Origin of the sequence: Deinococcus indicus (assembly GCF_002198095.1) — a bacterium.
In the GTDB taxonomy this organism is placed as follows: Bacteria; Deinococcota; Deinococci; order Deinococcales; family Deinococcaceae; genus Deinococcus; species Deinococcus caeni.
The window spans coordinates 1-26,321 of record NZ_NHMK01000037.1; the positions used below are offsets into that span (position 1 = coordinate 1).

Consider the following 26,321-nt stretch of genomic DNA (forward strand, 5'->3'; position numbering starts at 1 on the left):
AGCTTGTCCCGTGCAGCCGATATCGAGAACTGCCAATTCGCCCGCACCGACCGCGCATTGCGGTCGGTTTCCCACGCCAGCAACTCCGCTTCAACGGCATCCACACTGGCCAATCGCTGCCCCAGACACTGTCGCTGCAGGACTGACCACTCCAGTTCCGCCATGTTGAGCCACGACGCATGTTTGGGCGTGTGCACCCACTCGAAGCGTCGGCTCAGCCGACGCGCCTCCTCAGCCGGGAGATGCTGATACAGCGCGGCCGGACTGTGCGTCGACAGCTGATCCAGCACCAGCACGATCCTGTCCGCTGCCGCATACCGCACGTCCAGCGCCTGGAGCTGCGCCGCGAACTCGGCGTTCCCTCGCCGCTCCGTGACCGTCACGGTGCGCTGACCCATCAGCGGTTCGAAGGCCACGAAGAAATTCACCGTGCCACAGCGTTTGTATTCATGGTCGACCCGTGCCGGGTGTCCCGGCACGGGTGGCAGCGGATCCCGCACATGATCGAGCATCTGGTAGGACTTCTCGTCGAAGCAGATCACCGGCCGACAGGCATCGTAGGGCAGCGCGTAGGTGTCCAGTACGGCCTCCATCCGCCACACGAAGTCCGCGCCTACCTGAGCGACACACCAACTCTCGACCTGCCACGGTTTGAGGACGTTTTTTTCAGTGTGCGCCGGACAGTTTCATCACTGATGCTGTCTACGACCCCCAGCGTCACCAGGCGATCAGCCAGCAACTGCATCGTCCAGGTTTCGCGCCCGACGGGCGCCGAGCACACTTCGGCAATGAGGATGGCCGTCCCGTGAGCATCAAGTTTGGGCGGCTGTTTCGGTCGGGCTCTTTCGTACAGGGCGGCCTTCAGGCCGCCCTGTACGAACTTGCGCCGGATGGATGCTACGGTCACGGTGCTGACGCCCACCCGCTCGGCGACGTCCCGGTCCTTCAGTCCCTGGTCACTGAGAAGTAACAGGCGGGCGCGGGTCATGACCCGCGCACTGTGGACGCCTTTGCGGGTCATGTCCGTCAGTTCCTGCCGCTCGTGTGCCGATAACGCCACCATAAACTGTTTCTGTCTTCCCATCCCTCAGCTTAGATCAAACCAAGCCTGTGGTCATCCACTAGGTAACTGATGGCGTGGAAGATGTAGAACGACAGCCCGACCGGCAGCACGATCTGCGTCCAGGTGAACTCGTCGAACCCCAGGGCGTTGCGGACCGAATTGGCGCTGCTGACCGCCATGTTCGCGTACTTGAAATACCCGAGCATGGCCACGTTACCGGTCACGCCCAGCGTCAACCATGTCCAGCGGACGCGCCCGGCCGCGCTGACCACGCGCCCGCCGACCAGGTAAGTGAAGACGATGACGGCGACGAGCAGGCCCAGCGCCGCCGGTTGCGCCCAGGCGTAGAACAGGAGGCTACCGAGCAGGATGATCAGGGAACGGGCGCGGGCCGGCGTCAACGCATAGACGATCAGGAAAGCAGGCAGAAACACCAGCAGGAAAACATACGAACTGAATACCAAACGGGCTCACCTCTCCTGGCTGCTCGCCACTGAAGATGTCCCGAACTTAGGCGTCAACCTGCGACACTGCTCTTACATCCTGAAAAGAAAATGAAGATTAAGGCGGCCTGATCTCATGCTCTTCCAACCGGCCAGTGCTGCAATCCGCGCCGCTGAAGCTCATGGAATCCGCAGGCCCGGAGCGAGAATTCAGGACACGAGCGACACGTACAAACAGGCGCTGGACAGATTGCAGGCCGTTCACAGCCTGAGCGAGAAAGAAGAATGTCGGAATAATGCTGTCCAGGAGACTCTTTTGCGACGCTCAAGACGCAGATGGGACTCGGTTAAGAGCAGTGAGGTCGCGCCCAGACACGAACAGAGGTGTTCGAGTGGATTGAGGTGTCCCATAAGCGTCGTCACTCGTCACTGGGCGACCGGTCACCAGCGGCCTTCGAGGAGCAGGCCCCCATCCTGAACTGATACGGATTCCGTTTGTTTCGCCAACAATCCGGAACCGCACCGGATTGCCGGCTCCACGTCCGGAACCCGTTCTTCTCCCACTCGCTTCGCTCGGATTGAATGGGCTTTGCAGCCCATTCAATCGGAGTCCGTATGAGGCTCCACCAAACCCTCGACGATCAGGCCAAAGGCGGGATGAAGCGTCCCTCAGAGTCGGAACCCCCCTTCCCATTAAGCTCAGTCGGACGTCAGCACGACTCGCAAGCACAGGGCCTGGTTGCAAAGCAACCGCCCCCAAGGAGAAATTATGAAACAGAGGATGATAACGGCATTGATTGCGGGCCTGGCGGCCGGAACGGCGCATGCGGGAGCTGCGGATACCGGACGGACGGAAGGCAACCTGAACGTCAACGGAGCGCAAATCCACTACGTCAGCGTCGGCAACGGCACGCCCATGCTCCTGCTGCACGGCTACCCCCTGAGCGGTGAACTGTTCAGTCGCAACCGCGACGCCCTCGCGGCCGCCGGGTACCGCGTCATCACCATCGACCACCGCGGATACGGGAAGAGCGTGGCGCCTGCCAGTGCACCCGGCGACCTCGCAACCTACGCCGCGGACGCCCTGGGCGTGATGGATCAACTGGGCGTGCCCAAAGCCATCATCGGCGGAATGAGCATGGGCGGACCCATCGCCTTCGAAATGTGGCGGACGGCCCCAGAGCGCTTCACCGGACTGATCCTGATCAATACCATCGCCAACCCGGCCGGGATCGTCGAACAGAACATCTGGAAAGGCATGGCGCAAAAAGCCAGCACCTTCGGGCCGCAGTCGCTGGCGCCAGAACTTCTCAAGGACATGCTGACCGGCATGACCCGCATGAACCGTCCGGGCGACGCTGCATTCCTGACGGGCATCGTCAAACAGGCCAGCGTGGCCGGTGACGTCGCAGGCGCCGCGGTACTCGCCACCCGTCCCGACTCCATCCCGACCCTCAAGACGATCACGGTGCCCACCCTGATCATCGAGGGCGTCGAGGACACCGTGTACCCGCCCGAGTTCAGCATGAAGATGATGCAGAACATCACCGGCAGCAAGCTGGTACTGATTCCCGGAGCCGCGCACGCAGCGATCTACGAGAAGGCGGACGCCGCGAACAGGGCGATCATCGACTGGGGCCGCGCGAACAACGTCCGGTAGAGCACACCTGCGCACGCAGAGACGCCGTGAGACGTCCTGCACGTGAGGAAGAATGACCGACACGAAAGACGCCCGAACGGATGAGGTCCTGCTGCGCGCGGTCGCGCAGCAGGACATCGCGGCGTTAGCGGAGTTGTACCGTCGCTACGCTGGTCGCAGCCTCACGCTGGCGCGGCGCCATCGGCTGCCTGATCCCGTGCAGGCTGTTGAGGACGCCTTCGCCATCCTCTTCCGATCTGCCCACGCATTTAACCGTTCTGCCCTGCCTGCAAATCTCTGGACTCTATGCCTCATTCAACGGCACTTCCGGACCCTGTCCTGTGACATGACCGACACTGCGCCCGGAGACAGGAGTTTCGCGGAAAGCGGCACGCAAGCCCCCGGCACCGCTGAGACTCGAAGCTCCCACAACTGAACTGGTGGGACTCCCGCTTCATACGGACTCCGATTGAATGGGCTGCAAAGCCCGCCGGGTCCGAGCGAAGCGAGAAGGAGCAAAACGCCCCTCCGGACGTGGTTCCGGCAGGGGCGGTGAAGTTCCGGAGTGTTGGCGGTATGAGCATGCAGCACCGACTGGACCACTGCCAGCTTCACGAAGCGCTCCGCCATGCGGAGCGCTTTCAGAGGTCTTGCAGGTCGCTTCAGCAGTTGGGTCGTTCCGTGGTCCGCCGCCCGGTGCCGGGAATGGAAAGACGGTTTATGCGGACTCCGATGGAATGGGCTGCAAAGCCCGCCCGGTCCGAGCGGACGCGACTCGCAGAGCTGCTCCGCAAAGCACGAGAGAAACGCCCTCCAGGCGTGGAGCTCGCCATCCGGTGAACTTCCGGAGTGTCGGCGAAACAAACGGCAGTCCGTATCATTCCGCGTGGTACGCCGCAACCCGGTTGCGGCCCTGCGCCTTGGCGCGGTACAGCGCCTGATCCGCTTCCCGCACCAGGGCGTTGAGGTCACGGCGGTCGCCTGTGGTCGTGGTCACGCCGACCGAGACCGTCACGGTCAGGCCGCTGCTGTCCGGCGCGGCCAGTACCAGCGCGCCAGCCGCGACCCGCAGCGCCTCGGCCCGTTCGAGTGCCGCGCCGGCCCCGCAGTTCGGCAGCAGCACCACGAATTCCTCACCGCCGTAGCGGCAGACGACGTCGTCCTCCCGGAACAGCCGGCCCAGCACGTGCCCGAGCCTCCGCAGGACCATGTCGCCCACCGCGTGGCCGTGCACGTCGTTGAACTGCTTGAAGTGATCAACGTCCAGCATCATCACGCTCAGCGGCCAGCCCTGCCGCTCGGCGCGCGCCAGTTCCCGCTCGCCCGTCTCCTCGAAGTACCGGCGGTTGTACAGGCCGGTCAGAGGATCGCGGACGCTCTGGTGCCGCAGCGTCTCCTTGAGCCGCAGGTTGGCGAGCGACAGCGCCAGCCGGTCCGTGAACCGCCGCGCCAGGGCCTGCGCCTGCGCCGCCGCCGGACCGTCCGGGAAGTGAAGGGTCACCACGCCCAGCGTCTCTCCCTGCGCGCTCAGGGTCAGGCACAGCGTTCCCAGTTCGCTGCGGTCGTGACGGCAGCGGGGCGCGTTCAGGTCCGGCCCGGCAGCGTGATCAGTGCCCAGCCGGGACGCCCAGCACTCCTCGGGCAGCCAGGCGCCGCCCTCCGGCGCGCCGCCCCACGCCGTGAATCGTTCGAGCATGTTGCGGGACTCAGCGAGCAGGGACACGCTGCCGCCCAACGGAAACAGGGCCGGCGCGACCCGCGCGATCACCTCGGCCGCTTCCACCTGCGTCTCGCAGGCCTGCATGAACAGCCCCAGCTGACTCAGTGCCTGCAGCTCGGTCGTGCTGGCCTGCACGAGGCTCTCCACGCGCTCCTCCAGTGTGCGTTGCAGCGCCCGCTGCTCCTGCACCGTGCGCTGCAGCGAGGCGGTCATGTCGTTGAAGTGCTGCGCGATCACGCTGAGTTCATCCCGCCCGGTGACGGGCACGCGCACGCTCAGGTCGCCAGCCTGCACGCGTTCCGTGGCGCGCAGCAGCGGCGTCGTGAGGGACCGCACGCGCCGCAGCATCAGGATCCCCAGGGCCGCCCCGAGTGTCGCGGTGAGCGGCAACCCGATCAGCACCGCCCACTGCGCCGCGTCGACACGCTGCTGCGTCACCGCGCGCCGCCGGGCCAGCAGTGCATTTTCCACATCGACCAGTTCCTGCGCGACCGGCAGGGTCCGTTGCAACCGCACGCTCAGGGCCTCGCCCTCGGACTGCCGGAGATTATCGCGCCACCGCCGTAACCGCTGCCGTTGCTGCGGATTGTCACGCAGCAGCGCGAACGTCTCGGTCCAGGCCCGGTCGAACGCTTCGCGCCGGTCTTCCGTCGGTGCAATCAGCCACTGCCGTTCCAGAAGCTGCAGGGTCCGCACCTGATCGATGACGTCACGCGTATGCGTGACCGTCTGGGCATGCAGACGGTACTCGTAAAACGCGGTCAGGCTCAGGACTGTTACCGTGATGATCGCCAGGACCGGCAGGGTAAATCCCAGTAGAAGCTGCCGTTCCAGAGACCGACGCACAGGCATAGAGCGCCAGACTACGCCGCATGAAATCGTTTCAGGCCTGAAAAACAGCCTTCACGTTCACACAATCTCCACAGACCACGCCCCAGACACCTATGGACGCTGCCACGCACTCAGGCACTCGCCCAGCAGCCCGGCCGGCGTCCCAGCCGGCCGGGCCAGAAAAAACCCCTGCGCGTAATCCACGTCGAGCTCCCGCACCAGCCTGAACTCTCCTTCCGTCTCGACCCCCTCGGCCACCACCCGGATTCCGAGATCATGCGCGTACCGCACCAGCGCCAGAATCAACGGCACACGCGGATCCCCACCATGCAACTCCCGGATCAGAGCCCGGTCCAGTTTCACGACATCCGGACGCAACTGCTCAAGGTAATCCAGACTCGTGAAGCCCGCCCCGAGGTCATCAAGCGCCACCTGCGCCCCCTCGGCGCGGTACCGCTCCAGAATGCGCTGCAGCAACCGCAGGTCCGGAAACGCCTCACTTTCTGTGACTTCGAACAGCAACCGACGAAAGTCCGCACCCACGTCCCGGCACGCCTGGAACGTCGTCTGCAGGCACACATCCGGGTTGTACACCACGCCAGGCGCAAAATTCAGGGAAAGGATCTCGCCGGCCTGCAACAGCGGGTACGCCTGACGGATAGCGCCACGCCGCGCCTGCGCGTCGAACGCGCGCGACTGACCATGCGCGGCCGCAGCATTCAACAGCCGGCCGGCGTCAATCAACTCGCCGTGCCAGTCAGCCCGGACGAGCGCCTCGTATCCGTACACCCCGCCGCTCCGTAAGTCCATGATCGGCTGCAGGTGGAACTGCAGGTGATCGGTCGCCGGGAAGAACCAGTCGGTCTGCAACCGCAGCGTCCATTCTTCCAGTCGCTTCGTCTGCCAGGCGTCCGGTTGAGCCTGTGCGTGCTCGCAGGGCGCCGCGAGCAGTTCGGACCGCTCCACGGACGACAGAACGTCAAGCAGGTCCTGCAACCTGTGCACGTCCCGTCGCTCAATCCAGAGCGCCTCTCGCTGCACCTGATACGGAATATCCGCCAGGTTCAGCAGCATCGGCAGGCGCCGCCGGACATGCAACGACGGGGCGTACAGCGAAAGCCCCGCTGTCAGGGGAGGGGGCTGCTGAATGCCCACACAATCACAGCCGGCTCCAAGGGGAACGGACCTGAATCCAGTTGTGGACGGAGGCGTATCCATACAGTTCTCTCAACATAAAGCGTCTCGCGGGTCCGTTCACGCAGATTAAGGAAATGCGCCCCCTGATCGGATGCAAGACACGGTCATACGGACTCCGATTGAACCGCGAAGCCCGTTCAATGCGGGCGAAGCGAGAAGGAGAAAAACGCCCCTCCAGACGTGGAGCCGGCCATCCGGTGAAGTTCCGTCGGCGAGACAGACGGCAGTCCGTATCAGACGTGCCTGCCCCGCACCGCCGTGGCGGCTTCCTCAGCGCTCCTGGACACGCGAGAAGTGCAAGCCCGTGACCGCAGACCCGAGGCGCGCCCCTGGACCGGCCCGTGGGATCAGCTGCCGCGTTTTTCGTGGTACATGGCGGCGTCCGCTTCGCGCAGCAGCTGCTCGCCGTCACCGCCTTCGGCAGCGAGTGTCGCGATGCCCATGTTCAACTCGAGTGGTCCGAGCGAGAAGGGCGACGCCCGCAACGCGCTGCGCAGCCGTTCCCTGACCAGTCCCGCCGCTCGGGCGTTCGTGCGGGGAAGCAGCACGGCGAACTCGTCCCCACCCCAGCGGAACACCGTGTCCTCCGCGCGGACGGTGCCCTGAAGGGTGCGGGCGACCAGGACCAGGGCTTCGTCGCCCGCCTGATGCCCGAGCCTGTCGTTCACGCTCTTGAATTTCCGGATGTCCGCCACGATCAACGACAGAGGTTCCGAGTGACGGCGTGCGCGGGAGACTTCCCGTTCCAGTGTCTCCGTGAACGCCCTCCGGTTGGGAAGGCCCGTCAGCAGGTCTGTCCGGGCGGCGAGGTGAATCTGCTCCCGGAGGTTCGCTTCGTGCAGCAGCAGCGCGGCCTGCGCAACGAAAGCCTGCACGACCTGCACCGAATCCTCGCCGAACGCTTCCGCGTCGGCACTGCTGTCGATGTTCAGGAAACCGTACACTTCGCCGGCGTACACGACAGGAACGCCGATGCTCGCCGTGAGTCGCTCGAGGCTTGGCAACGGCTCCGGCTCCCATTCCTCTCCACGGAAGAAACCGCTCCCCTGTGCGGCGATCATGCCCTCCCGCACCACGCGCGGCCGGCCGGCCTGCCAGTCCGGTGCACTCAGGCCGTACCATTCGTCCCGCACGGTCGCCAGGTCGAACCGCACATCGCTCAACTCCGCTTCCGGATAGCCTACGGAAGCGGCAAACCGGAAGTGCCCGTCGTCCCGAATCAGGAAAGAACCGCTCTCCGCGCCCGGCGTCAATTTGATCGCCTGGCTCAGCAGCAACCGGTAGGCTTCCTCCACCGGGCAACTCAGCAGATGACGGTGAAGCTTCAGAACTGCGTGCCGGTACCGTTCAGTTTGCACCCTCTCGTACTCGGCTCCAAGCAGGAAGGAAGCCTGCTTCAGTAACGCCAGTTCCGCCGCGTCCCAGCCGGCGCCCGGCGCCGATAACCAGAACGCGACGCGCGCCGCGTACTTCCCGGTGACCGGCACCAACGCCCCGTCCTCCTCAATCACGAGTTCACCGGTCCTGACGCGGTGCAGGTCCTGCGTCGAGAAGGATCGCTCCATGGGATCCCCGGCGTCCCACGCGTACTCTCTTCGCAGCTGTCCGCTGCGGATCTGGAGGCCCATCAGGCCCCGCGCGCGGAACATCCGGCAGAATTCCAGTCCTGCTTTCCGGAGCGTTTCCCCCTCACCACCCGACCCGGTCAACTGACGCGCCAGGCCGTACAGTTGCCGGTGCCGTTCGAGGTTACCGACGGTACTGGCAATGTGCGCCACGTTCACCCGGAAGGCCTGAAACGCCGCGAATCCTGGGTGGTCGGGTCCGCCCAGCCATGAAACGGCAAGTGAATCACGGGAATCCACCTGAATCAGGTCGCTGCGCAGTCCCCTGACAGCCTCGGCAAGCCGCTCCCGCAGTCCATCGGCGCTCTGGCAGGGTAACAGGTGCTCGATCGCCCGCTGGTACGCCGCGCTCGGCACGGCCCGCGCCGCTCCCAGTTCCTGGTGCGGCGGCGCGAAACTCAATGCCAGACCCTCACCCGCCGGGCGGGGACGCCCGAACAGGTACCCCTGCACGTACTGGCAGCCCAGGGACCGTACCAGCTGGTACTGCTCGACGGTTTCCACGCCCTCAGCGACGGTTTCCAGCCCCAGCTGCTGCGCAATGGTGGTGATCGCTTCCAGCACTGCCGCCGCCCCGCCGCCATGAGGAGCGGCCGCCACGAACGACCGGTCGATTTTGAGGGCGCTCACCGGCAGGGAAGGCAGGTAACTCAGGCTGGAGTACCCGGTGCCGAAATCATCGATGGAAACCTGAACTCCCAGCTCCCTCAGGGCCCGCAGGCGCCCCAGAACCCTGTCGGTTCCCTGCATGACCACACTTTCGGTCACTTCCAGTTCCAGCGCTTCCCCCGGTAATCCCGAATCGCGCAGCGCGTCACTCACCATCTCCACGAACCCTTCGTGCCCGAACTGCAGCGCCGAGACGTTCACGGCCACCTGAAGAGCAGGGTGCGGACCGGCTCGCCACTCGGCCGTCTGCCGGCACGCTTCATGAAGCACCCACCTCCCGATCCGCGTGATCAGGCCTGTCTCCTCCGCCAAAGGAATGAACTCGTCGGGCCGCACGTTTCCGAGCCGTGGATGCCGCCACCGCAGCAACGCTTCCACTCCGGACAGCGTCCCGGAATCCAGACGGACTTTCGGCTGGTAATGCACCTGTAACTGCCCGTCCTCCAGCGCGGTCCACAGGGCCGTCACCACCTCGAAACGCTGACGGGACGTTTCGAGCATGCAGGGTTCGAACAACGCCACGTCCGCCCCGCCCGTCTGCAGGGACCGCAACGCCAGGTCCGCGAACTGCACGCACGTCTCGGCATTGATCTCCTCGGACGCCTCCTGCACCACGTAAAGGCCTACTTTCGGGCTGAGCGAGAACCTCCGTCCCTTCAGCTGCACAGGGTCGCGCATGACGTTCACGAATTCCTGACCACGCGCGCGCGCTCCGTCCCGGTCCACGCCCGGCAGGACCACGACGAACTGCCCCGCCGACAACTTCGCGAGCAGATCGTCCGGACCGCACCGCGCCGCCAGTCTCTGGGCCGTCTCCCGCAGCAGCAGGTCACCGGCGTCATGACCGAGTTGCTCGCTGATCACTTCGATGTTCCCGGTGTTCACTGCCAGAACGGCCAGTGGGAACGGACCCGAGTGGAGCCTGGCACGTAATTCATCTTCCAGGCGAACACGGTTCGCTGCGCCGGTCACGACATCCAGCGTGGCCTGCCGGTTCAGGATCGTCCGCGTCTGCGCGTAACTGACCACCATGGCCGCCGTGTGCCGCGTCTGCTCCAACACGTCCAGCACCGCCTCCGGGAAATCTCCCGGCTGCCTGGCGAACAGTGCCACCGTTCCCGTCACCCGTCCCGACCCGTCATGCAGAGGTAACGAAACCACCGCCCGCAGATCCAGGTCCACCACGAGGTTCCGGTACACCGAGCAGGACGGATCGTTGAACATGTCCGTCACCACGACCCGCCGGTCAAGTGCGGCGGCCGTGCCGCACGCTCCCGCTCCTGCCTCCACCGGGACGTCCAGCGAAGTCCACAACGACTCGGGGAGACCGGGAGCGGCCGCGACCCGCAGACGCCTGTCCGCAGGGTCCACCAGCATCAGCAGGCTCAGGTACCCCGGGCAGCTGCTCTCGAGGTTGCAGGTCACGACGCGCAGCAACTCACTCAGCGGCGCGTCACGCAGGGCCAACTCCAGCACTTCCGTATGCGCCGCCCGTCCATGCTGGTCCTGATGGCGCGCCGTGACGTCCTTGAACGAGAGTTGCAGGCCACCGTCATACGGGCGCACCTGCATCTCGAACCACTGATTCACGGCTTCGATGTGAACGTCACGCTCGAATGGCAGGCGCTCCGTCATTGCCGCTCGTAATTCCCTGTCCACACCCGACGACAGAACCCGTGGAAACACTTCCCAGAGAGTCAACCCCAGCGGTTGCAGCGTCACCTCCGGTCTGACATACCGCTTCGCTGCGGCATTCAGGTACGTCAAACGCCAGTCACGATCCACCAGCAGCACCGCCTGCTCGAAATGATCAAGCAACGCCGCCTGCAGTGCCGGCGCCGCAGTGCCGGTAATGGCCCTGTCATCGTGCCAGGAGACCAGCGCGACCGGTGGCCCCGGCCGCTCACCGAGCCACCGCTGCACTTCCACCACGCCCTGCCAGGCCTCCTCACGCCAGCCCTGCCGGTAAGCGTCGACACGTCCTGACAGCACGTCCCCCAGCCCGGCTCCCAGAGCGCGGTCCCGGCTGTCGCTGCTCTGCAGGCAACACTGCAGGTACGGTGCGCCGGGAAGAATGGGGGTCCCGCTGCCCGGTAAGCAGCTGATCAGGTCACCGGTCCGGCCGACCACCCGGCCGGCGGCGTCCAGAAGCAGCGCGCCAGCGTTCACCGGCATGTCACGCGTCACAGTCACCGACCATCACTGGATGTGGCGGGCCACACCGGTGACTTGCGGACCGGCGCGGCCACCGGAACAGGGGAGACGGCATGCGCCCATCGTGACACGAAGCGGCGCGAATGTCCCGTCGTTTCAACCACGCGGGCCCGCAGATTGCATGAACCTGGCAGCTCAGGACAGCGGGCGGTCCTCCCCCAATTGGGGGATGTGCCCAGATGATGACCAGATCAGCAGGGAGTCAGCCGTTCTGCCTTGTGACCTACCTGAAATACTCCCGTTTGAGAATAGTGATGACAGCGAAGGATTCTGTCTCTCGAACCTGAACGTACGGGAAATCATCGTTCTGCTGTGCAAAATCTAACACGCAGCATCTGGGACCCTTCATGCATAGAGGGTTGAACTGATCTTCATTTTATGAGATCACTGAGGGGATCGTAGGCGTCATTTCCCCACTCCCCTCACGCACTACTCAAAGGAACAGCCTCGTGAAACCACTCATCCCCACTGCACTCCTGACCGCGTCCCTCCTCGCCGCCTGCTCCAGCAACCCCACCACGCCCGCCACGCAGGCCACGCGACCCGCCTTCGTCAGCGCCGTCCAGGTCACGGCCACCGACACCCCCGCCGGTGTGGCGCAGCGCCTGGGCGGGACCATCATCTCCTGGCCCACCGACTGCGCCGGCAGCTGCACCGCCCTGGTCGGACTGGCCGAACGTCCCGCCGCGACCCTGGGCGCCCAGAGCACTGGCACCGTCGAGGCCAACCGTGACGTGTTCAGCGCTGGCGGTGCGATCACAGCCGTGATGGGCGGTTCACGGCACTATATGACCGGATCTCGGCACTATATGACCGGCGATTTCACGGCGCCGTGGAGTTCGGGCACTTATAGCCCTATTCCTGAAAACGCACCGCTGTGGCAGAAGATCGGTCTGGAGCAGGCCCACAGCCTGGCTCCTGAACTGGGCGCTGGCATCACCGTGGCCGTCATCGATTCGGGGATCGACCTGACCCACCCAGCCTTCCAGAGTTCCCTGACGGCTTCGGGAACCTGGAAAGACTTCTATGGCTTAGATAACCTGCCGCAGGAGGAAGGCGAGATCGGTGTCGGTGCCTACGGGCACGGCACGAACGTGGCGGGCATCGTCCTGCAAGTTGCGCCGGCCGCGAAGATCCTGCCCATACGGGTTCTCGGGCCGGACGGTTCCGGTGATGTGGCCGGCGTGGCGCAGGCGATCCTGTACGCCGCCGATCAGGGCGCCAAGGTTATCAACCTCAGCCTGGGCAGCCTGGAAAACTCCAGCATCGTGGAAGACGTCATCCGTCAGGTCACGGCGCGCGGCGTGTACGTCGTGGCGGCCGCTGGTAATGACAACCAGGAGCGCATTGTGTATCCGGCGGCGCTCGCCACGAAAAAAGGCTCATTCGGCGAGTACCTGCTGAGCGTGGGAAGCAGCGACCTGAACGACCTGAAATCCAGCTTCTCGAACTATGCCAGGACCCTGGAGATCGTCGGGCCCGGCGAGAACGTGTACGCCCCCTACCCCGACAACATGGTGGCCGCCTGGAGCGGCACCTCCATGGCCGCGCCCATGATGGCCGGCGGACTGGCGTTGGCGCTCGGACAGGAACTGCGCGTGGCGGGCAAGGACCTGACCAAGAAGATGGCCGAAAGTGCCTTCGACGTGTACAACAACGGCGCCAACGAGGCCTACAAGGACATGCTGGGCGTCAAGGGTCGCGTGGATCTGGTGAAATTCCTGAAGGACACCACCCGGCAATGACATGTCGCTGGTAGACCACCTGCCACCCCACCTGACGGTGAACCCGCTGCTCCGGGATCTGGACAGCCGGTTCACCCTCGAAGACGACAGTCTGCTGGCCCAGGTGGCAGACGCCCCGGCCCTGACACCCCAGGACTGGGGCGTCAAACTGTACCTGTTGGGACAACTTCAATTGGCTGCCGGCGATTCTGAGGCTGGTATTGGAAGCCTGGGGGAAGCGATTGAGTGTTTGACGGCGTGTCAGGCAATGGATTGTGTCGCGCGGGTCGGGCTACTTATGGGGCAGACATTCCTCGAAGCAGGTAGAATCGATGATGCCGAACAACTCTTGACCCAGATGAGTCATTTGAAGGGAAGATCTACTGAGCAGGTAGCCATCCAGATCGAATTCATTTTAGCCCGTTCAAAATATGAACGCGGCGAAATCGCTGAATCTCTCAAGCTTTATCATGATCTCCTCTCTGATCTTGAGGGGTCCTCGTTTCAGATGGATCTGGTGAGATGTCTCATTAATATGAGCGGACCATATGCAGACCTTGGAAAATATGAGGTTTCCGTTGGATATCTGTTTGAAGCATACAAAAAGATTCAAGATTTGCCTGAAAGATCGAGTTTGGAGTTTGCAGTTCTTGTAAATTTAGCTCGTGTGAAGTCATTGTCTGGTGAGCACGACGGTGCCATTGACGTCGCGCACCAAGCCCGTGAGAGTGCTGAGCACCTGGGTGACCCGCACAGACTCGCCTTCGCCAACATGAACCTGGGCGAATTCCTGCTTTCTGCCGGACAGCAGGAAGAAGCCGTCACTCACCTCACCCGTGCATTCACGCTCAGTGACGAGCATGACTTCCGGACCATCAAGATCAGTGTCCTGGGTTCACTGTCCGCGCTGCACGAGGGCCTTGGGCAGTACGAACGCGCTGCCGCTGAGGCGCAGCAGGCCCTGACCCTCGCCCTGGAGGTCGGTTCCGCCGAGGGTGAGATCGAGGCCCGCATCGCGCTGGGGCGTCTGGCCATGCAGGGCAGGGATCTGGCGCAGGCCGAGCAGCAACTCCTGCAGGCGCTGGAACTGGCCCGCGCCCGCGAGACGCCCAAGGAGCAGGTATTGGCGCATGAGCAGCTGGCGCAGGTGTACCGCCGCTCCGGCCAGCTGGAGCTGGCGCTGGAGCACGCGGAGCTGCTGCGGACCATCGAGCGGAGCATCTTCGACACGGACCGCGACCGGCAGATCCGGAACCTGACCGTGCTGTTCGAGGTGGAACGCGCGCAGCAGGACGCGCAACTGTACCGGCTGCGATCGGAGGTCGAGCAGGAAGCGCGGGAGGCGGCCGAGCAGCAGGTGCTGGAACGCACGGCGGAACTGGCGCGCGCGCAGCATGAGGTCGTGGCGCGGCTGGCCATCGCGGCCGAGTACCGGGACGACACCACGGGCGAGCACACCCGCCGGGTCGGGCAGGCGGCCGCCCGGATCGCCCGCGCGCTCGGGTGGTCCGAGACGCAGGCCAGCGTGCTAGGAGTCGCGGCGCGGCTGCATGACGTGGGTAAGATCGCCATTCCCGACGCGATCCTGCTGAAACGCGGTCGCCTGACACCGGACGAGTTCCAGCAGATGCAGTTGCATACGGTGATCGGGAGCCGCATCCTGTCCGGCAGCCGGTCGGCGCTGCTGACCATGGCCGAGGAGATCGCGCGTTCCCACCATGAACGCTGGGACGGTAGCGGGTACCCGTACGGTCTGGCGGGGGACGCCATTCCCCTGACGGGCCGGATCGTGGCGATCGCGGACGTGTTCGACGCCCTGATTCAGGCGCGGCCATACAAGGTGGCCTGGACGATCAGTGAGGCCCTCCTTGAGATTCAGGAACAGGCGGGCCGTCACTTTGATCCGGAACTGGTGGCGGTGGCGGCGGACGTGCTGGCGAACCTGCACCGCGAGGACAGTCTGTTTCTCAACCTGTACGACGAGCAGCAGAGCGAACCGCTGGCGGAGGGACAGGCGTCGCACGTGCTGGCAGTGTTCGAGCAACTGCTCATGGAACGCACCCGTGAACTCGAACTGGCGCGGCGGGAGGCGGAACGCAGCGCGAAGCGCATGGAACGCATGGCGCTGACCGACAGCCTCACGGACCTGAGGAACCGCCGGGCGTTCGAGCAGGACCTGGAGAGCCGCGCCGCGCCGCTGGGCAACGCGCCGTTCACGGTGCTGTCGCTGGACGTGGACGGGCTCAAGCGGATCAACGACACCCTCGGGCACAGTGCCGGGGATGACCTGCTGGGCGCGGTCGCGGCGGCCCTGACGGCGGCGTTCGACGGGCGCGGTCAGGCATACCGGATCGGTGGTGACGAATTCGCCGTGATCTGCGACGACGTCATGACAGCCGCCGACCGGATCCGCTGCCTGGAGGTCATGGCGCATCACCTGCAGCAGTCCGGATATCCGGACCGGCCGTTCAGTACGGGCGCGGCGGATTACCCGGCGGATTCCGGCAGTGCCGGGGACCTGCTGCGCATCAGTGACCAGCGCATGTACCGCGACAAGGTCCTGCGGCGGCAGCAGCGGTCCGGGGAGCCACTGGAATCCGGGCAGGCCTGAGCTTCCCTGGCGGGGGCAGGGCCGTCCGGGTGTGTGGCGTCTGGGCGCGCATCTTCTGGGGGCGGCCCGTCGTAGACTGGGGGCCTCAACTTCTGCTGGTGAAACGGGCGGCGCGGAGCAGGCTGGCGCGGCGTTGCGTGTGAGGTGCGTATGTTCGATGAATTCGCTGTGCATGAGCTGCTGTCCCCTGAAGAACGCCTGATCCGCGAGAGTGTGCGCGGCTTCTGCGACGCGGAACTGCTGCCGGAAGTGGCCGCCTGGTGGGACGAGGGTTCCCTGCCGGTGCGTCCAGTCATGCGGCGTTTCGGGGAGATGGGTCTGCTCGGGCCGACCGTGCCGGAGGAATTCGGCGGTGCCGGCGCGTCTTACAGTGCGTACGGCGCGATGATGTACGAACTGGAGCGGGTGGACAGCGGTCTGCGCAGCGCCGCGAGCGTGCAGGGCAGCCTCGTCATGTTTCCCATTCATGCGTTCGGCAGTGACGAGCAGCGCCGCCGCTGGCTGCCGGGCCTCGCGTCCGGTGAACTGATCGGCTGTTTCGGCCTGACCGAACCGGACGGAGGCAGCGATCCCGGCGCCATGCGCACCCGCGCCCGACGGGACGGCGACCATTACGTCCTGAACGGGAACAAGATGTGGATCACGAACAGCCCCGAGGCGGACGTGGCGGTCGTGTGGGCCAAGGACGACGGGGACGTGGTGCGCGGCTTCATCGTGCCGACCGACACGCCGGGGTTCAGCGCGCCGCCCATTCACCGCAAGATGAGCCTGCGGGCCAGCGTGACCGGCGAGATCGTGCTTCAGGACTGCCGCGTGCCGGCCGCCAACCTGCTGCCGGGCAGCGCCGGCCTGAAAAGCCCGCTGTCGTGCCTGACGTCCGCCCGTTTCGGGATCGCGTGGGGCGCGATGGGCGCGCTGGAGGCGGTGTTGCAGGCCACGCTGGACTACACCGGGAGCCGCACGACGTTCGGTCGGCCCATCGCGGCGCGGCAGCTCGTGCAGGACAAACTGGTGCGGATGGCGACCGACCACAGCCTCGGCACGCTGCTCGCCTGGAGGCTCGGCACCCTGAAAGACGCGGGCCGCATGAACTTCGCGCAGGTCAGTTACGCCAAACGCAACAACGTGCGCGTGGCGTTACAGGGCGCCCGGCTGGCCCGAGAACTGCACGGGGGGAACGGCATCACCACCGAGTACCCGGTCATCCGGCACATGCTGAACCTCGAAACGGTGGACACGTATGAAGGCACGCACGACATCCACACCCTGATCGTGGGCCGTCACCTGACCGGTCAGGGCGCCCTGGACTGATACGGACTGCCGTTTGTTTCGTCAACAATCCGGAACCTCACCGGATCGCCGACCCCACGTCCGGAGGGGCGTGTTGTTCCCACTCGCTTCGCTCGGACCCAGCGGGCTTTGCAGCCCATTCAACCGGAGTCCGTATCATCGACTCCGACTGAACGGTTGGCGGTGACCGTTCAGTCCGAGCGGCCTCTCACGGCTGAGCCGGCTGTTCAGGCGTGGTGGTGGACGGAGCGCACACCTGTCCGTCACCGCCGCATCGCGAGCAGGTCGTCCAGGTGCTCCGGGCGGGAGATGTAGTATCCCTGCGCGTAATCGCAGCCCAGATCCCGCAGGAGTGACAGCATCGACTCTTCCTCCACGCCTTCAGCCACGGTTGACAGCTGGAGATCCCGCGCGAGCCGGATGGTGTTGCGCAGCAGCGCGCCCCGCGCGGTCTCCTGAGCGCCTTCCCGCAGGAACGACCGGTCGAGTTTCACGATGTCGAGTGGCAACTCCGTCAGAAGCGACAGGCTGGAGTGCCCGCTGCCGAAATCATCGAGGGCCACCTTCACGCCCGCCTGCCGCAACTTCCGCAGGTGACGGCACACGAGTTCTACGTTCTGCATGATGGTGCTCTCCGTCACTTCGACCGTCAGGACCTGCGAGTCAACCTGCAGGTCTTCGAGGGTCTGCAGGACCCGCTCGGCGTAATCCGGCATCAGCAGCTGCACGGGACTGACGTTCACGTTCACATGCGCGTGCGGCCATAATGCGCGCGCGCCCTGTACTTCACGCAGCGCCTGCTGTAACGCCCAGTCGCCCAGCTGGTAGATCTGACCGCTGCGTTCCGCGACCGGTATGAACGTTCCCGGCGGAACGGCGCCCAGCGTCGGGTGCTGCCAGCGCAGCAGGGCTTCCACCGCCACCCACTGGCCGGTGATCAGGTCACTGACCGGCTGGTAGACCAGTGCCAGTTCCTGACGCTGCGCCGCTCCCTGCAACTGGGTCTCCAGGGTATGGCCGTACTGACTGCGGCGCAGCATCGCCTCATCAAACACGCCGAGGTGCTCGTGTTGATCGAGGGCGTGCTGCAGCGCCAGGCTCGCCTGACGGAGCAGGGCTGAGAAGGGAACCGGATAAGCGGACTGCGAGTACCCACCGACCAACTTCAGGGTCACTTCCCCTTCGCGCAGCGCGAACGGTTCTTCCAGCTTCGTGATCACCTGAACCGGGTCGATCTGCCCGGCTGTCCGGGTGATCAACGCCAGACCGTTCGAACTCACCCGCCCGACCACATGCCCCTCATCCTGCCCGAGGCGGCTGGCCAGCTCACGGATGAGGCGGTCCACGAACGCGCTACCGTACAGGCCGCTGAGCTCCTGTAATCTCGGCACTTCGATCAGCAGGGCGCCGCGGACGGACATGTCATCCCGCAGGAGTTCAGCCAGGCCGGCCCGGGAGTACGCTCCTGTCAGTTCATCCCGGAAGGTCCTCTCACGAAGTTGCGCCTCCCGGCCCTGCAGGTGATCAAGGAGATCGTTGATGGTCCGCGCCAGTACGCCAAGCTCCGTTCGGTTCGACGACTCCAGGCGGTGCGCGGGATCACGGGCAATGCGCTGCGTATCCAGCACGTACCGAGTCAGGACCCGCAGGACCCGCAGGTTCAGAAACGCCATGAACGCCAGAAGTGCGGCGGCGGTGACCAGAAGAATCACGGCCCGCAACTGCCATAACGTGCTCTGGCCGGCCAGATGAACTGCCCTGGGAATGGTGAGTTGCAGTCCCAGCTGTGGAGGACCGCTCAGTGCGCTGAGCGGCGCCGTGCCGATCACTTCACGCGGCCGGAACAACAGATCGCCTCCGCCACCTGCGGGCAGCGCCACCAACTGCGCGGAATACGACCCGGCAGAGTGCATCAGTCCACTCAGCGCTTCCTGCGTGAGCGCACGCGCGAACAGCATCACGCCCCCACGCCCACTGCCGTCATCGCGGGTGATGGAACGGGCTGCGACCAGGAAAGCCTGCCCGCCGATCAGCACCGCTCCCTGAACTCCGTCATCCGGTAGGGAGGCGGGTAACTGTGAGAGCAGGGCGCGCACCGTCCGCTCGGCTGGAACGACCCGGTCCTCTGCCAGGCGCAGGGCTGCGACCAGCTGCCCGTCAGGCGCCGTAATACCCCCGTAATCGACGCCGCCGCCCAGAAACGTGCTTGTGCCGAAGGCGTCCGTCCGGAACTGTGGATTGCGCCCGGCTGCGAAGTCGAAGGTCGACGTCCACTGACTGAAATTCAGAGTGAACAGACTGACGCGCCGCTCCTCGGTTTCGAGATCCTCGCGCGCGATCTGGGAGTACTGCTGCACCTGTTCGCGTTCAATCTGCTGGAAGCGGCGGTCCATGAGGGCTGGAATGACCACCAGCAGGACCAGCAGGGTCGGCAGGGTCAGTATTCCGAGCAGGATCAGCACCTGCAGGCGCAGCGACTGTCCCGGACCGTGCCGGTCACTCCACCACCAGCGTCGCTTCCATGAGGCGCCGTTCATGTCACCGCCGGTCTCTGGAATCCAGCCGAACTCAGAAGAGAGCCCCGCCTGGTATGCCGTTGACCACGCCGATTTACCAGGGCGTGAACGAGGAGAGGGGGATCCGTGTCAGGGCAGTTCAGAAGTCTTCCTCATCAGGCGGTTCGTCGTCCGGAATGCGAATGGGCGGCGGGTCGGGAGGCTCAGCGCGACAGGTGGGGACGCCTCTCATCTTGCCTTGCGGTCAGGGCGCAGTCATGAGTTTTCTGCGCGGTCCATTCACGTTTCAGGGGAGTCTGCACCCGGACAACGACCACCTGAACCGGAGAGAGCATGGCGGGAACAGACCACCCATCTCAGCTCAGGGTTGGATTCAGCGCCGGCGCGTCCGTCCCCTCCGGTTCATGTGGGAACAGATCAGGCGCAGAGATGGTGACCGCGTTGCGGCCTCCCTGCTTGGCCCGGTACAGCGCTTCGTCTGCGTCCCAGAGGGTACGTGTACGGGACCACAGTCCGAACGGCGAGCCGCCGATCGACACGGTGACCTGTCCTGGCGGCTCGCCGAAGTCGGTGCTGGCGATCAATTCTCGCAGGCGGTGGGCGACTTCCTCGATCCGGCCGGGTTGCACGCGTCTCAGGATCACGGCGAATTCTTCTCCTCCGTAGCGGTAGGCCCGGTCCCGGCCTCGCAGGGCGTCAGACAGGAGCGTTCCCATCCGCTTGAGAACCTCATCGCCGACCGGGTGGCCGTACAGGTCGTTGACCCGCTTGAAGTGATCCACGTCGATCAGCAGCAGCGCGTCGCCTGGGACGGTGAACGGCAGGTCCAGCTCGAACTGCCGCCGGTTCGGCAGGCCCGACAGGGCGTCCTGATGCGCCTGCTCGCGGTACGCGTCTGTGCTCTGCAGCAGCGCCACGCGGCCCGTGATCATGCTGGCCACGGCCCAGAATCCCACCATGTTGAACACCCAGCCACTGACGTAGGTGCGTTCAAGGGCGTCCGGGCCGCCGGGCAGCAGCACCAGGCCCATGTTCACCGGTAGGAAGAGGAGCGCCGCGATCCACGCGTGCCGTTGCAACGAGCCGTGGGGGTCACTCATGTCCAGCGTCCAGCGGAACAGGTGTGACAGGCCCCCTACCAGGAGCAGGTTGATCAGGGAGACCGTGACGGCCGCCGCTCCTGGTCCTGTTTCGAGCAGAGGCAGGAGCGCTGCCGGCAGGCCTGCCAGCAGGCCGTTCCCGAGGCCGTACCGCAGGATCATCACTGCGATCGGCACCAACCACAGACTGATCCGCAGGCCGCTGGCGTCTGCCGGAGCCAGCGCTACCAGCGCCAGCGATGTCAGGACAGTCAGCGTCAGCCGCGCTGTTTTCAGGTGCCAGTGCCGTGGTGGGGGCCACGAACGGTAGGTCAGGCTCATCACGAACGACAGGGTGACCAGCACGCTGAGGTTCACGAACAGACTCTGAAGCAGGGTCAGGGACAAGGCGCAGCACTCCGGTCAGAGGTGAACGTGGCGTGGCCACAGCGAACAGGCATCGACCACTTACTGTTTCACACCTTGCCCTGCAGGGTTGCCTCAGGTGCCCGTACCCCCGAATGGGCGTGCTGTGCCGAGCGGACGTGACCGCGCGAACGCGGCGGCGGCGGCGGCAGGCAGCGGGCGGCTGAACAGGAACCCCTGCCCGAACGTGCAGCCGAGGTCCGTCACGGCCTGCGCCTGCTCCGCCGTTTCGATGCCCTCAGCCACCACGTTCAGTTGCATGTGCCGCGCGAGCGTGACGACGCTCGCCACGATCGCCGTCTGCCGCGCGTCACCTGGCAGAGGGGAAACGAAACTCCGGTCAATCTTCAACGTGCCGACCGGGAAGCGCTGCGCGGCCGACAGCGACGCGAAGCCCGTCCCGAAATCGTCCAGCATCAGCGGCACGCCCCGGCGCTCCAGTGCCCGCATGGCCCGCAGCGCCTCGGGCGTGTCGGCCAGACTGGTCTCGGTGATTTCGAGGTGCAGGCCGTCCGGGAAGCTCACGGTGAGCAGGTCGTCGGGCGTGCCTGCCGGCACCTGCAACTGCTGACCGCTGAGATTCACGGACACGAACAGGCCCGCGAGGTCCGCCTCGCCCTGCCATTCCCGCAGCTGCCGCGCCGCCTCCCGCAGCACCCACGCGCCCAGCGGGACGATCAGGCCGCTGCGTTCCGCGATGTCCAGGAACGCGCCCGGCGCGAGCAGGCCGCGCTGCGGGTGCTGCCAGCGCACGAGCGCCTCGAAGCCCACGCAACGCCCGGACGGCAGGTGCATGACCGGCTGGTAGTGCAGCGTGAACTGCTCCTCGCGCAGCGCCTCACGCAGTTGCCGTTCGGTATCTACCCGCGCCAGCGCCTGCTCGTGCATGCTCGGCTCGAACAGCACCGTGCGGTTGCGCCCGGCGCGCTTGGCGGCGTACATGGCCGTGTCCGCGTCCCGCAGCGGCTCCTCCAAGCGGGTGTACCCGCGGGACGCGACCGCCAGCCCGATGGACGTGGTCACCCGCACGTCCTGACCCTGCAGCCGGAAGGGACGCAGCATCGACCGTTGCAGCCGCTCGGCCACACGGCGGGCGTTCAGTTCGTCGCAGGGCGCGTCGAGCAGCACCGCGAACTCATCGCCGCCCATGCGCGCCACGGTGTCGGTGCGGCGCACGGCGTCCTTGAGGCGCGCGGCCGTCTCGAGCAGCAGCCGGTCCCCGGTCAGGTGCCCGTACGCGTCGTTCACGTTCTTGAAGTCGTCCAGGTCCAGGAACATCACCGCGTACGGGTGACCCGGATCCCGCTCGAAGCGCCGCATGGTCTTCTCGAGCAGGCTGGCCAGCAGCGCCCGGTTCGGCAGGCCTGTCAGGCGATCGTGCAGCGCGTCGTGCCGCAGGCGGCTCTCGGCGTGCTTCTGGGCCGTCACGTCATGCATGGCGACCACTGCTCCGAGCGGTTCGCCGTCCGGTCCGGTCAGTGGCCCGCCGGAAGCGCGGACGGTGCGGCGCGGCAGGCCGCGCGGCGCGATCACCATCTCCACATCCTGGACCTGCTCGCCCTGCAACGCCCGGAACAGTGGAATGCGCGCCTGCACCAGCGGCGTCACACCGTCGGGTTCGTACAGGTCGTAGTGGCGGCTCCATTCGGACGGGGGGACCGGCGCGCTGCCCAGGCCGTGCATCTCGCGGCTCACCCGGTTGAAGACGGTCAGGTTCCCGGCGCTGTCGCAGGCGACGATGCCGTCCTGAACGTTCTCCAGGAGTGATTCGAGCGCCACGCGGGTCAGGTTCGCTTCACGGAGCGCCTCTCCATCGCTGCCGGTGCTGGTCAGGCTCACTGCGCCGTGGCGCCTGACGCGGCCTTCCACCAGCACCTGCTGCGCCGCCCAGGCCCGGCGGGGGAGCGGCGTGAACTTCAGGTCCAGCGTGATCAGACGGGCGTCCGGTGAGACGGCTCGCACGGTCAGCCGCGTGATCTCGCCCGCTCCGGCCTGCAGCGCTGCCTGCTGAACCTGCTGAGCCTCGGCGCTGCCCGAAGGCCACCATGGGGCCTCCCAGACCCGGCGTCCGAGCAGCCGCTCGGCCGGCTGCCGCGCGGCGCGCAGAACCTGCGTGTTCAGGTCCAGCAGCGCGCCGTCCGCCGACAGCAGCGCCCGGAACTCGCCGCTGTGCTGCCAGGCGTCGCGCCACACGTCCCGTTCGCGCCGGGCGCCCATCAATGCGGCCTGCGCCGCTTCCACGGCGTTGCGTCGGGGGTCTCCATCAGGTGCGGCTCGGTGGCCTTCCGTCAGGCCAGCTGCCTGCAGCAGGGGCTCGAGGACGGCCAGGAGGTCAGGCTCCGCACGTGAACTGGGGGGCATGAACCGAGTATACCGGGACGCGCCCCAGGCCTGAAGGAAACCTTCATCAACGTCTTGGAGAGTGGTGCGCTCCTCACGGCGACCCGACAGCTCATATGATGCAAGCAGACTTCCAGGCAGCCCGCCGTGGTCAGTGCCTCAGGTGCCCTCTGTGCCTGCGGCGTTCTGCCCACTCCTGACACCCACCCTGTCCCTCTTCGGCCCATTGCTGGACCCTTCCACCGTGCTGATCACCCTGCTGAGCGACCTTGGACTCACCGCGCTGTTCGCCTTCGCGCTCAGTCAGACCTATCAGGTCTGGCCGCCCACCCACGCCCTGCCGGAGCGACTGCTGCGCGCCGCGCTCGCGCTGTGCGCGGCGCTGATCCTCGCGCTGCACGAGCAGGCCAGCGGGCAGGCCTCCGGTCTGTCGCTGGTGGCCGTGGCGCTCGTCACCCTGCGCTACGGTCCGCTGTACGGTCTGCCTGGCCTGCTCGTGGCGCTCCTGCCGGGTGTAGACCCCGACCGTGTGGCCCTCCAGACAGCGGGCGTGCTGCTCATGGCGACGGTCCTGAGGCCTGTCGTGCGGGTGGACCTGCCGCCCGGCGCGCGGCTGTTGTGGACGGCGCCGCTGATCTTCCTGGGTGGGCATCTGGCCGGCGCCGTGACCGCCCCGCCCCGCATGGCGGAACTGCTGCCGGGTTTGACCCTGCAGTGCGCCGCGCTGGCGCTGATCATGGCCGCCGTTCACAGTCGCCTGAAGATTCTGAGTGCCTCGTACACGTACCGGGAGCAGGCGTACACCGACGCGCTGACCGGCCTGCCCAACCGACGCCAGTTCGCCGACGACCTGGGCCGCATCGAGCACGGCGATCACCTGCTGGTCCTGGACCTCGACCACTTCAAACGCGTGAACGACCGGCACGGACATGCCGAAGGGGACGCGACCCTCCAGCGGGTGGCGGCGGCCCTGCGCGCCACCCTCCGCTCCCAGGACACCGCGTACCGTATCGGCGGGGAGGAATTCGCGGCGCTGCTGCCCCGAACCTCCCCCGACGAGGCCCGCCTGATCGCCGAACGCTGCCGCGACGCCGCCCGCCAGCATCCGCCCCACCCGCCCCTGACCCTCTCCGGCGGACTGGCCCGCCACGGGCTGCGCGACGACCCGGTCACCACCCACCACCGCGCCGACGACGCCCTGTACGCCGCCAAGGAAGCGGGCCGCAACCGGGTCCTGATCGCCCCGCCGGCGCGGGCCGTCCCGGCCGCTCCGCGCGATCCCTGGCAGGTGCTGCGCGGCACGCTGGGGTCCCTGCCCGATCAGGAATTCGGCCCGAACGAGTGGTCCGCGCTGCTGCGCGCCGCCTGCGAGAGCGTCCCGGACGTGCAGGGCGGCAGCCTGTACGTCCCGGAGAAGGGCGACTTCGTGATGCGCGCCCAGATCGGTTTCGACGACACGCTGCTCGGCGACCGCTGCCCGCCGGCCGCGCAGCGCGCCTGGTACACCCTGAACGAAACGGACTGGGTCAGCGGTCAGCCGCGCGTGCTGCGCGGGTACGCCGTCGAGACAGCCGCGCAGCGCACCACGGAACTCGCCTGGAGTGACGGAGTCCAGGTCAACGGCGCGTGGCGCCTTCAGGACATCCGGGAGACGCTGGGCGTGCCCGTCACCGACGACGGGCACGTCATCGCCTTTCTGAACCTGGACCGCTTCACGGCCGGCGCCGCCTTCGACGCGGCCGCGCAGGAACTCGCGTCGGACGCGGCCACCCAGATCGCCCGGATTCTGGCCGGCCGCGCCCGCCGCGCCCGCGAGCAGCGCCGCACGCGTGAACTCGAGGCGCTCGTGCAGATCACCGGTGCGCTGCGGGACGCGCGTGACATGGCGGGCGTCACCGCTGCCATGAACTCCATGTCGCATGTGCTGCTCGAGGCCCGGCAGGCCGTGTACCTGCAGTACGATCCGGCCAGCGACACCCTGGCCGCCACCGGCCTGTACGGCTTTCCCGAGGCGATCCGGGAGACCCGCCTGCCGCGCGGGCAGGGGCTGTCCTGGATGGCCGTGAAGGCCCGCGACGTCATCCGGGTCAATGACCTCCACGCGGACCGACACGCGCCTAACCTGCTGACAGTCAACGGGCAAGCGGGCCTGTTCGCGCCGATGTTCAGCCACGACCGCCTGCTGGGCGTGATGGTCGTCATCCGCGACGCGCCGTTCGGGGAGGACGACGCGCAACTCGCCCGGACGCTCGCCGCGCAGAGCGTCACGGCCACCGAACGCGCCGAGCGCATCCAGGCCATCCAGGACGGCCGTGAGGGCATCCTGATCGCCCTGGGCCGCGCCCTTGAAGCGCGGGATTTCGAGACGCACGGCCACACCGCGCGGGTCGTGAACCTCGCCCTGACCGTCGGGCAGGCCATGGGCCTGAGCGGCGCACACCTCGCCGCGCTGCGGGACGGCGCGTACCTGCACGACCTCGGCAAGGTGCAGATCCCGGACGCCGTGCTGCTCAAACCCGGCCCGCTCGACGACGCGGAATGGACACTGATGCGCGCGCACTCGCTGGCCGGCGAGGACCTCGCGCGGCACATTCCGGGCCTGAACCCACAGGCACTCAAGCTGATCCGTCACCACCACGAACGCTGGGACGGCGGCGGCTACCCGGACGGCCTGCGTGGAACGGCCATCCCGCTGCTGGCCCGGATCTTCAGTGTCTGCGACGTGTTCGACGCCCTGACCAGTTCCCGGCCCTACAAGCACGCCTGGAGTGTCGAGGAAGCGGTCAACGAATTGCGCCGCGAGGCCGGGCACAGCCTCGACCCGGAGGTGGTCGAGGTGTTCCTGGACCACCTGCCCGGCCCGCCGGATGGCCCGTGGCACGCAGAATCTGCCCTGCCCCGGCCCGATGTGACGGACATGTGAGAACGCGGGTG

The 26,321-nt window shown here is 66.3% G+C and carries 14 protein-coding genes; 6 read left to right on the plus strand and 8 right to left on the minus strand.

The genetic code is table 11. The features are described 5' to 3' along the window. Both CBQ26_RS23280 and CBQ26_RS20335 read right to left on the minus strand, forming a co-directional pair. Positions 1 to 1,084, minus strand: a protein-coding gene (locus tag CBQ26_RS23280) for an IS630 family transposase (protein ID WP_425319424.1) whose coding sequence is annotated in 2 segments (ribosomal slippage) — positions 1 to 658 and positions 658 to 1,084 — 1,085 coding nt annotated over the 2 segments. Because the reading frame shifts where the segments join, the coding sequence is not laid out codon by codon here. This gene is flagged as partial in the annotation. A gap of 8 nt (positions 1,085 to 1,092) precedes the next feature. Beyond that, entirely contained in the window at positions 1,093 to 1,497 is a 405-nt protein-coding gene (locus CBQ26_RS20335) for an MBOAT family O-acyltransferase (RefSeq protein WP_088250431.1), read from the minus strand. 778 nt (positions 1,498 to 2,275) lie between these two features. On the opposite strand from CBQ26_RS20335, the gene CBQ26_RS20340 reads away from it, so the two are divergent. Both CBQ26_RS20340 and CBQ26_RS21610 read left to right on the plus strand, forming a co-directional pair. Then, positions 2,276 to 3,166, plus strand: coding sequence for an alpha/beta fold hydrolase (locus tag CBQ26_RS20340; RefSeq protein ID WP_088250432.1), 891 nt, complete (start codon positions 2,276 to 2,278; stop codon positions 3,164 to 3,166). 52 nt (positions 3,167 to 3,218) lie between these two features. Beyond that, positions 3,219 to 3,581 carry a hypothetical protein gene (locus CBQ26_RS21610; RefSeq protein ID WP_143342222.1) on the plus strand — a complete coding sequence of 121 codons (363 nt, stop codon included), beginning with the start codon at positions 3,219 to 3,221 and terminating at the stop codon, positions 3,579 to 3,581. A 441-nt stretch (positions 3,582 to 4,022) separates the two neighbouring features. On the opposite strand, the gene CBQ26_RS20345 is transcribed toward CBQ26_RS21610, so the two are convergent. The 3 genes from CBQ26_RS20345 to CBQ26_RS20355 all read right to left on the minus strand — a co-directional run bounded on the left by CBQ26_RS20345 (position 4,023) and on the right by CBQ26_RS20355 (position 11,119). Beyond that, positions 4,023 to 5,717, minus strand: a complete 1,695-nt coding sequence (locus CBQ26_RS20345) for a GGDEF domain-containing protein (protein WP_088250433.1) — start codon at positions 5,715 to 5,717, stop codon at positions 4,023 to 4,025. A gap of 90 nt (positions 5,718 to 5,807) precedes the next feature. After that, entirely contained in the window at positions 5,808 to 6,770 is a 963-nt protein-coding gene (locus CBQ26_RS20350) for an EAL domain-containing protein (RefSeq protein WP_088250434.1), read from the minus strand. Between the two features lie 470 nt (positions 6,771 to 7,240). Continuing rightward, a complete protein-coding gene (locus tag CBQ26_RS20355) occupies positions 7,241 to 11,119 on the minus strand; it encodes an EAL domain-containing protein (protein WP_172418190.1) in 3,879 nt (1,292 codons plus the stop codon). 731 nt (positions 11,120 to 11,850) lie between these two features. On the opposite strand from CBQ26_RS20355, the gene CBQ26_RS20360 reads away from it, so the two are divergent. The 3 genes from CBQ26_RS20360 to CBQ26_RS20370 all read left to right on the plus strand — a co-directional run bounded on the left by CBQ26_RS20360 (position 11,851) and on the right by CBQ26_RS20370 (position 17,047). Continuing rightward, positions 11,851 to 13,146 (plus strand): S8 family serine peptidase, encoded by a 1,296-nt coding sequence (locus CBQ26_RS20360; RefSeq protein WP_088250436.1) that lies wholly within the window; start codon positions 11,851 to 11,853, stop codon positions 13,144 to 13,146. 514 nt (positions 13,147 to 13,660) lie between these two features. After that, on the plus strand, positions 13,661 to 15,736 hold the full coding sequence (locus tag CBQ26_RS20365; RefSeq protein ID WP_342351791.1) for an HD domain-containing phosphohydrolase: 2,076 nt from the start codon (positions 13,661 to 13,663) through the stop codon (positions 15,734 to 15,736). Positions 15,737 to 15,886: 150 nt separating this feature from the next. Beyond that, a complete protein-coding gene (locus tag CBQ26_RS20370; RefSeq protein ID WP_088250438.1) occupies positions 15,887 to 17,047 on the plus strand; it encodes an acyl-CoA dehydrogenase family protein in 1,161 nt (386 codons plus the stop codon). Positions 17,048 to 17,289: 242 nt separating this feature from the next. On the opposite strand, the gene CBQ26_RS20375 is transcribed toward CBQ26_RS20370, so the two are convergent. The 3 genes from CBQ26_RS20375 to CBQ26_RS20385 form a co-directional block, all read right to left on the minus strand. Beyond that, positions 17,290 to 19,563: a putative bifunctional diguanylate cyclase/phosphodiesterase gene (locus CBQ26_RS20375; protein WP_088250439.1), complete on the minus strand. Its 2,274-nt coding sequence runs from the start codon at positions 19,561 to 19,563 to the stop codon at positions 17,290 to 17,292. Positions 19,564 to 19,898: 335 nt separating this feature from the next. Then, a complete protein-coding gene (locus CBQ26_RS20380; RefSeq protein WP_088250440.1) occupies positions 19,899 to 21,029 on the minus strand; it encodes a GGDEF domain-containing protein in 1,131 nt (376 codons plus the stop codon). 93 nt (positions 21,030 to 21,122) lie between these two features. Further along, on the minus strand, positions 21,123 to 23,408 hold the full coding sequence (locus CBQ26_RS20385; RefSeq protein WP_088250441.1) for a putative bifunctional diguanylate cyclase/phosphodiesterase: 2,286 nt from the start codon (positions 23,406 to 23,408) through the stop codon (positions 21,123 to 21,125). 223 nt (positions 23,409 to 23,631) lie between these two features. Here CBQ26_RS20385 and CBQ26_RS20390 point away from each other — a divergent pair, with 223 nt between their 5' ends. Further along, positions 23,632 to 26,310 carry a diguanylate cyclase domain-containing protein gene (locus CBQ26_RS20390; protein ID WP_143342224.1) on the plus strand — a complete coding sequence of 893 codons (2,679 nt, stop codon included), beginning with the start codon at positions 23,632 to 23,634 and terminating at the stop codon, positions 26,308 to 26,310. The last annotated feature ends 11 nt before the right edge of the window (positions 26,311 to 26,321 follow it).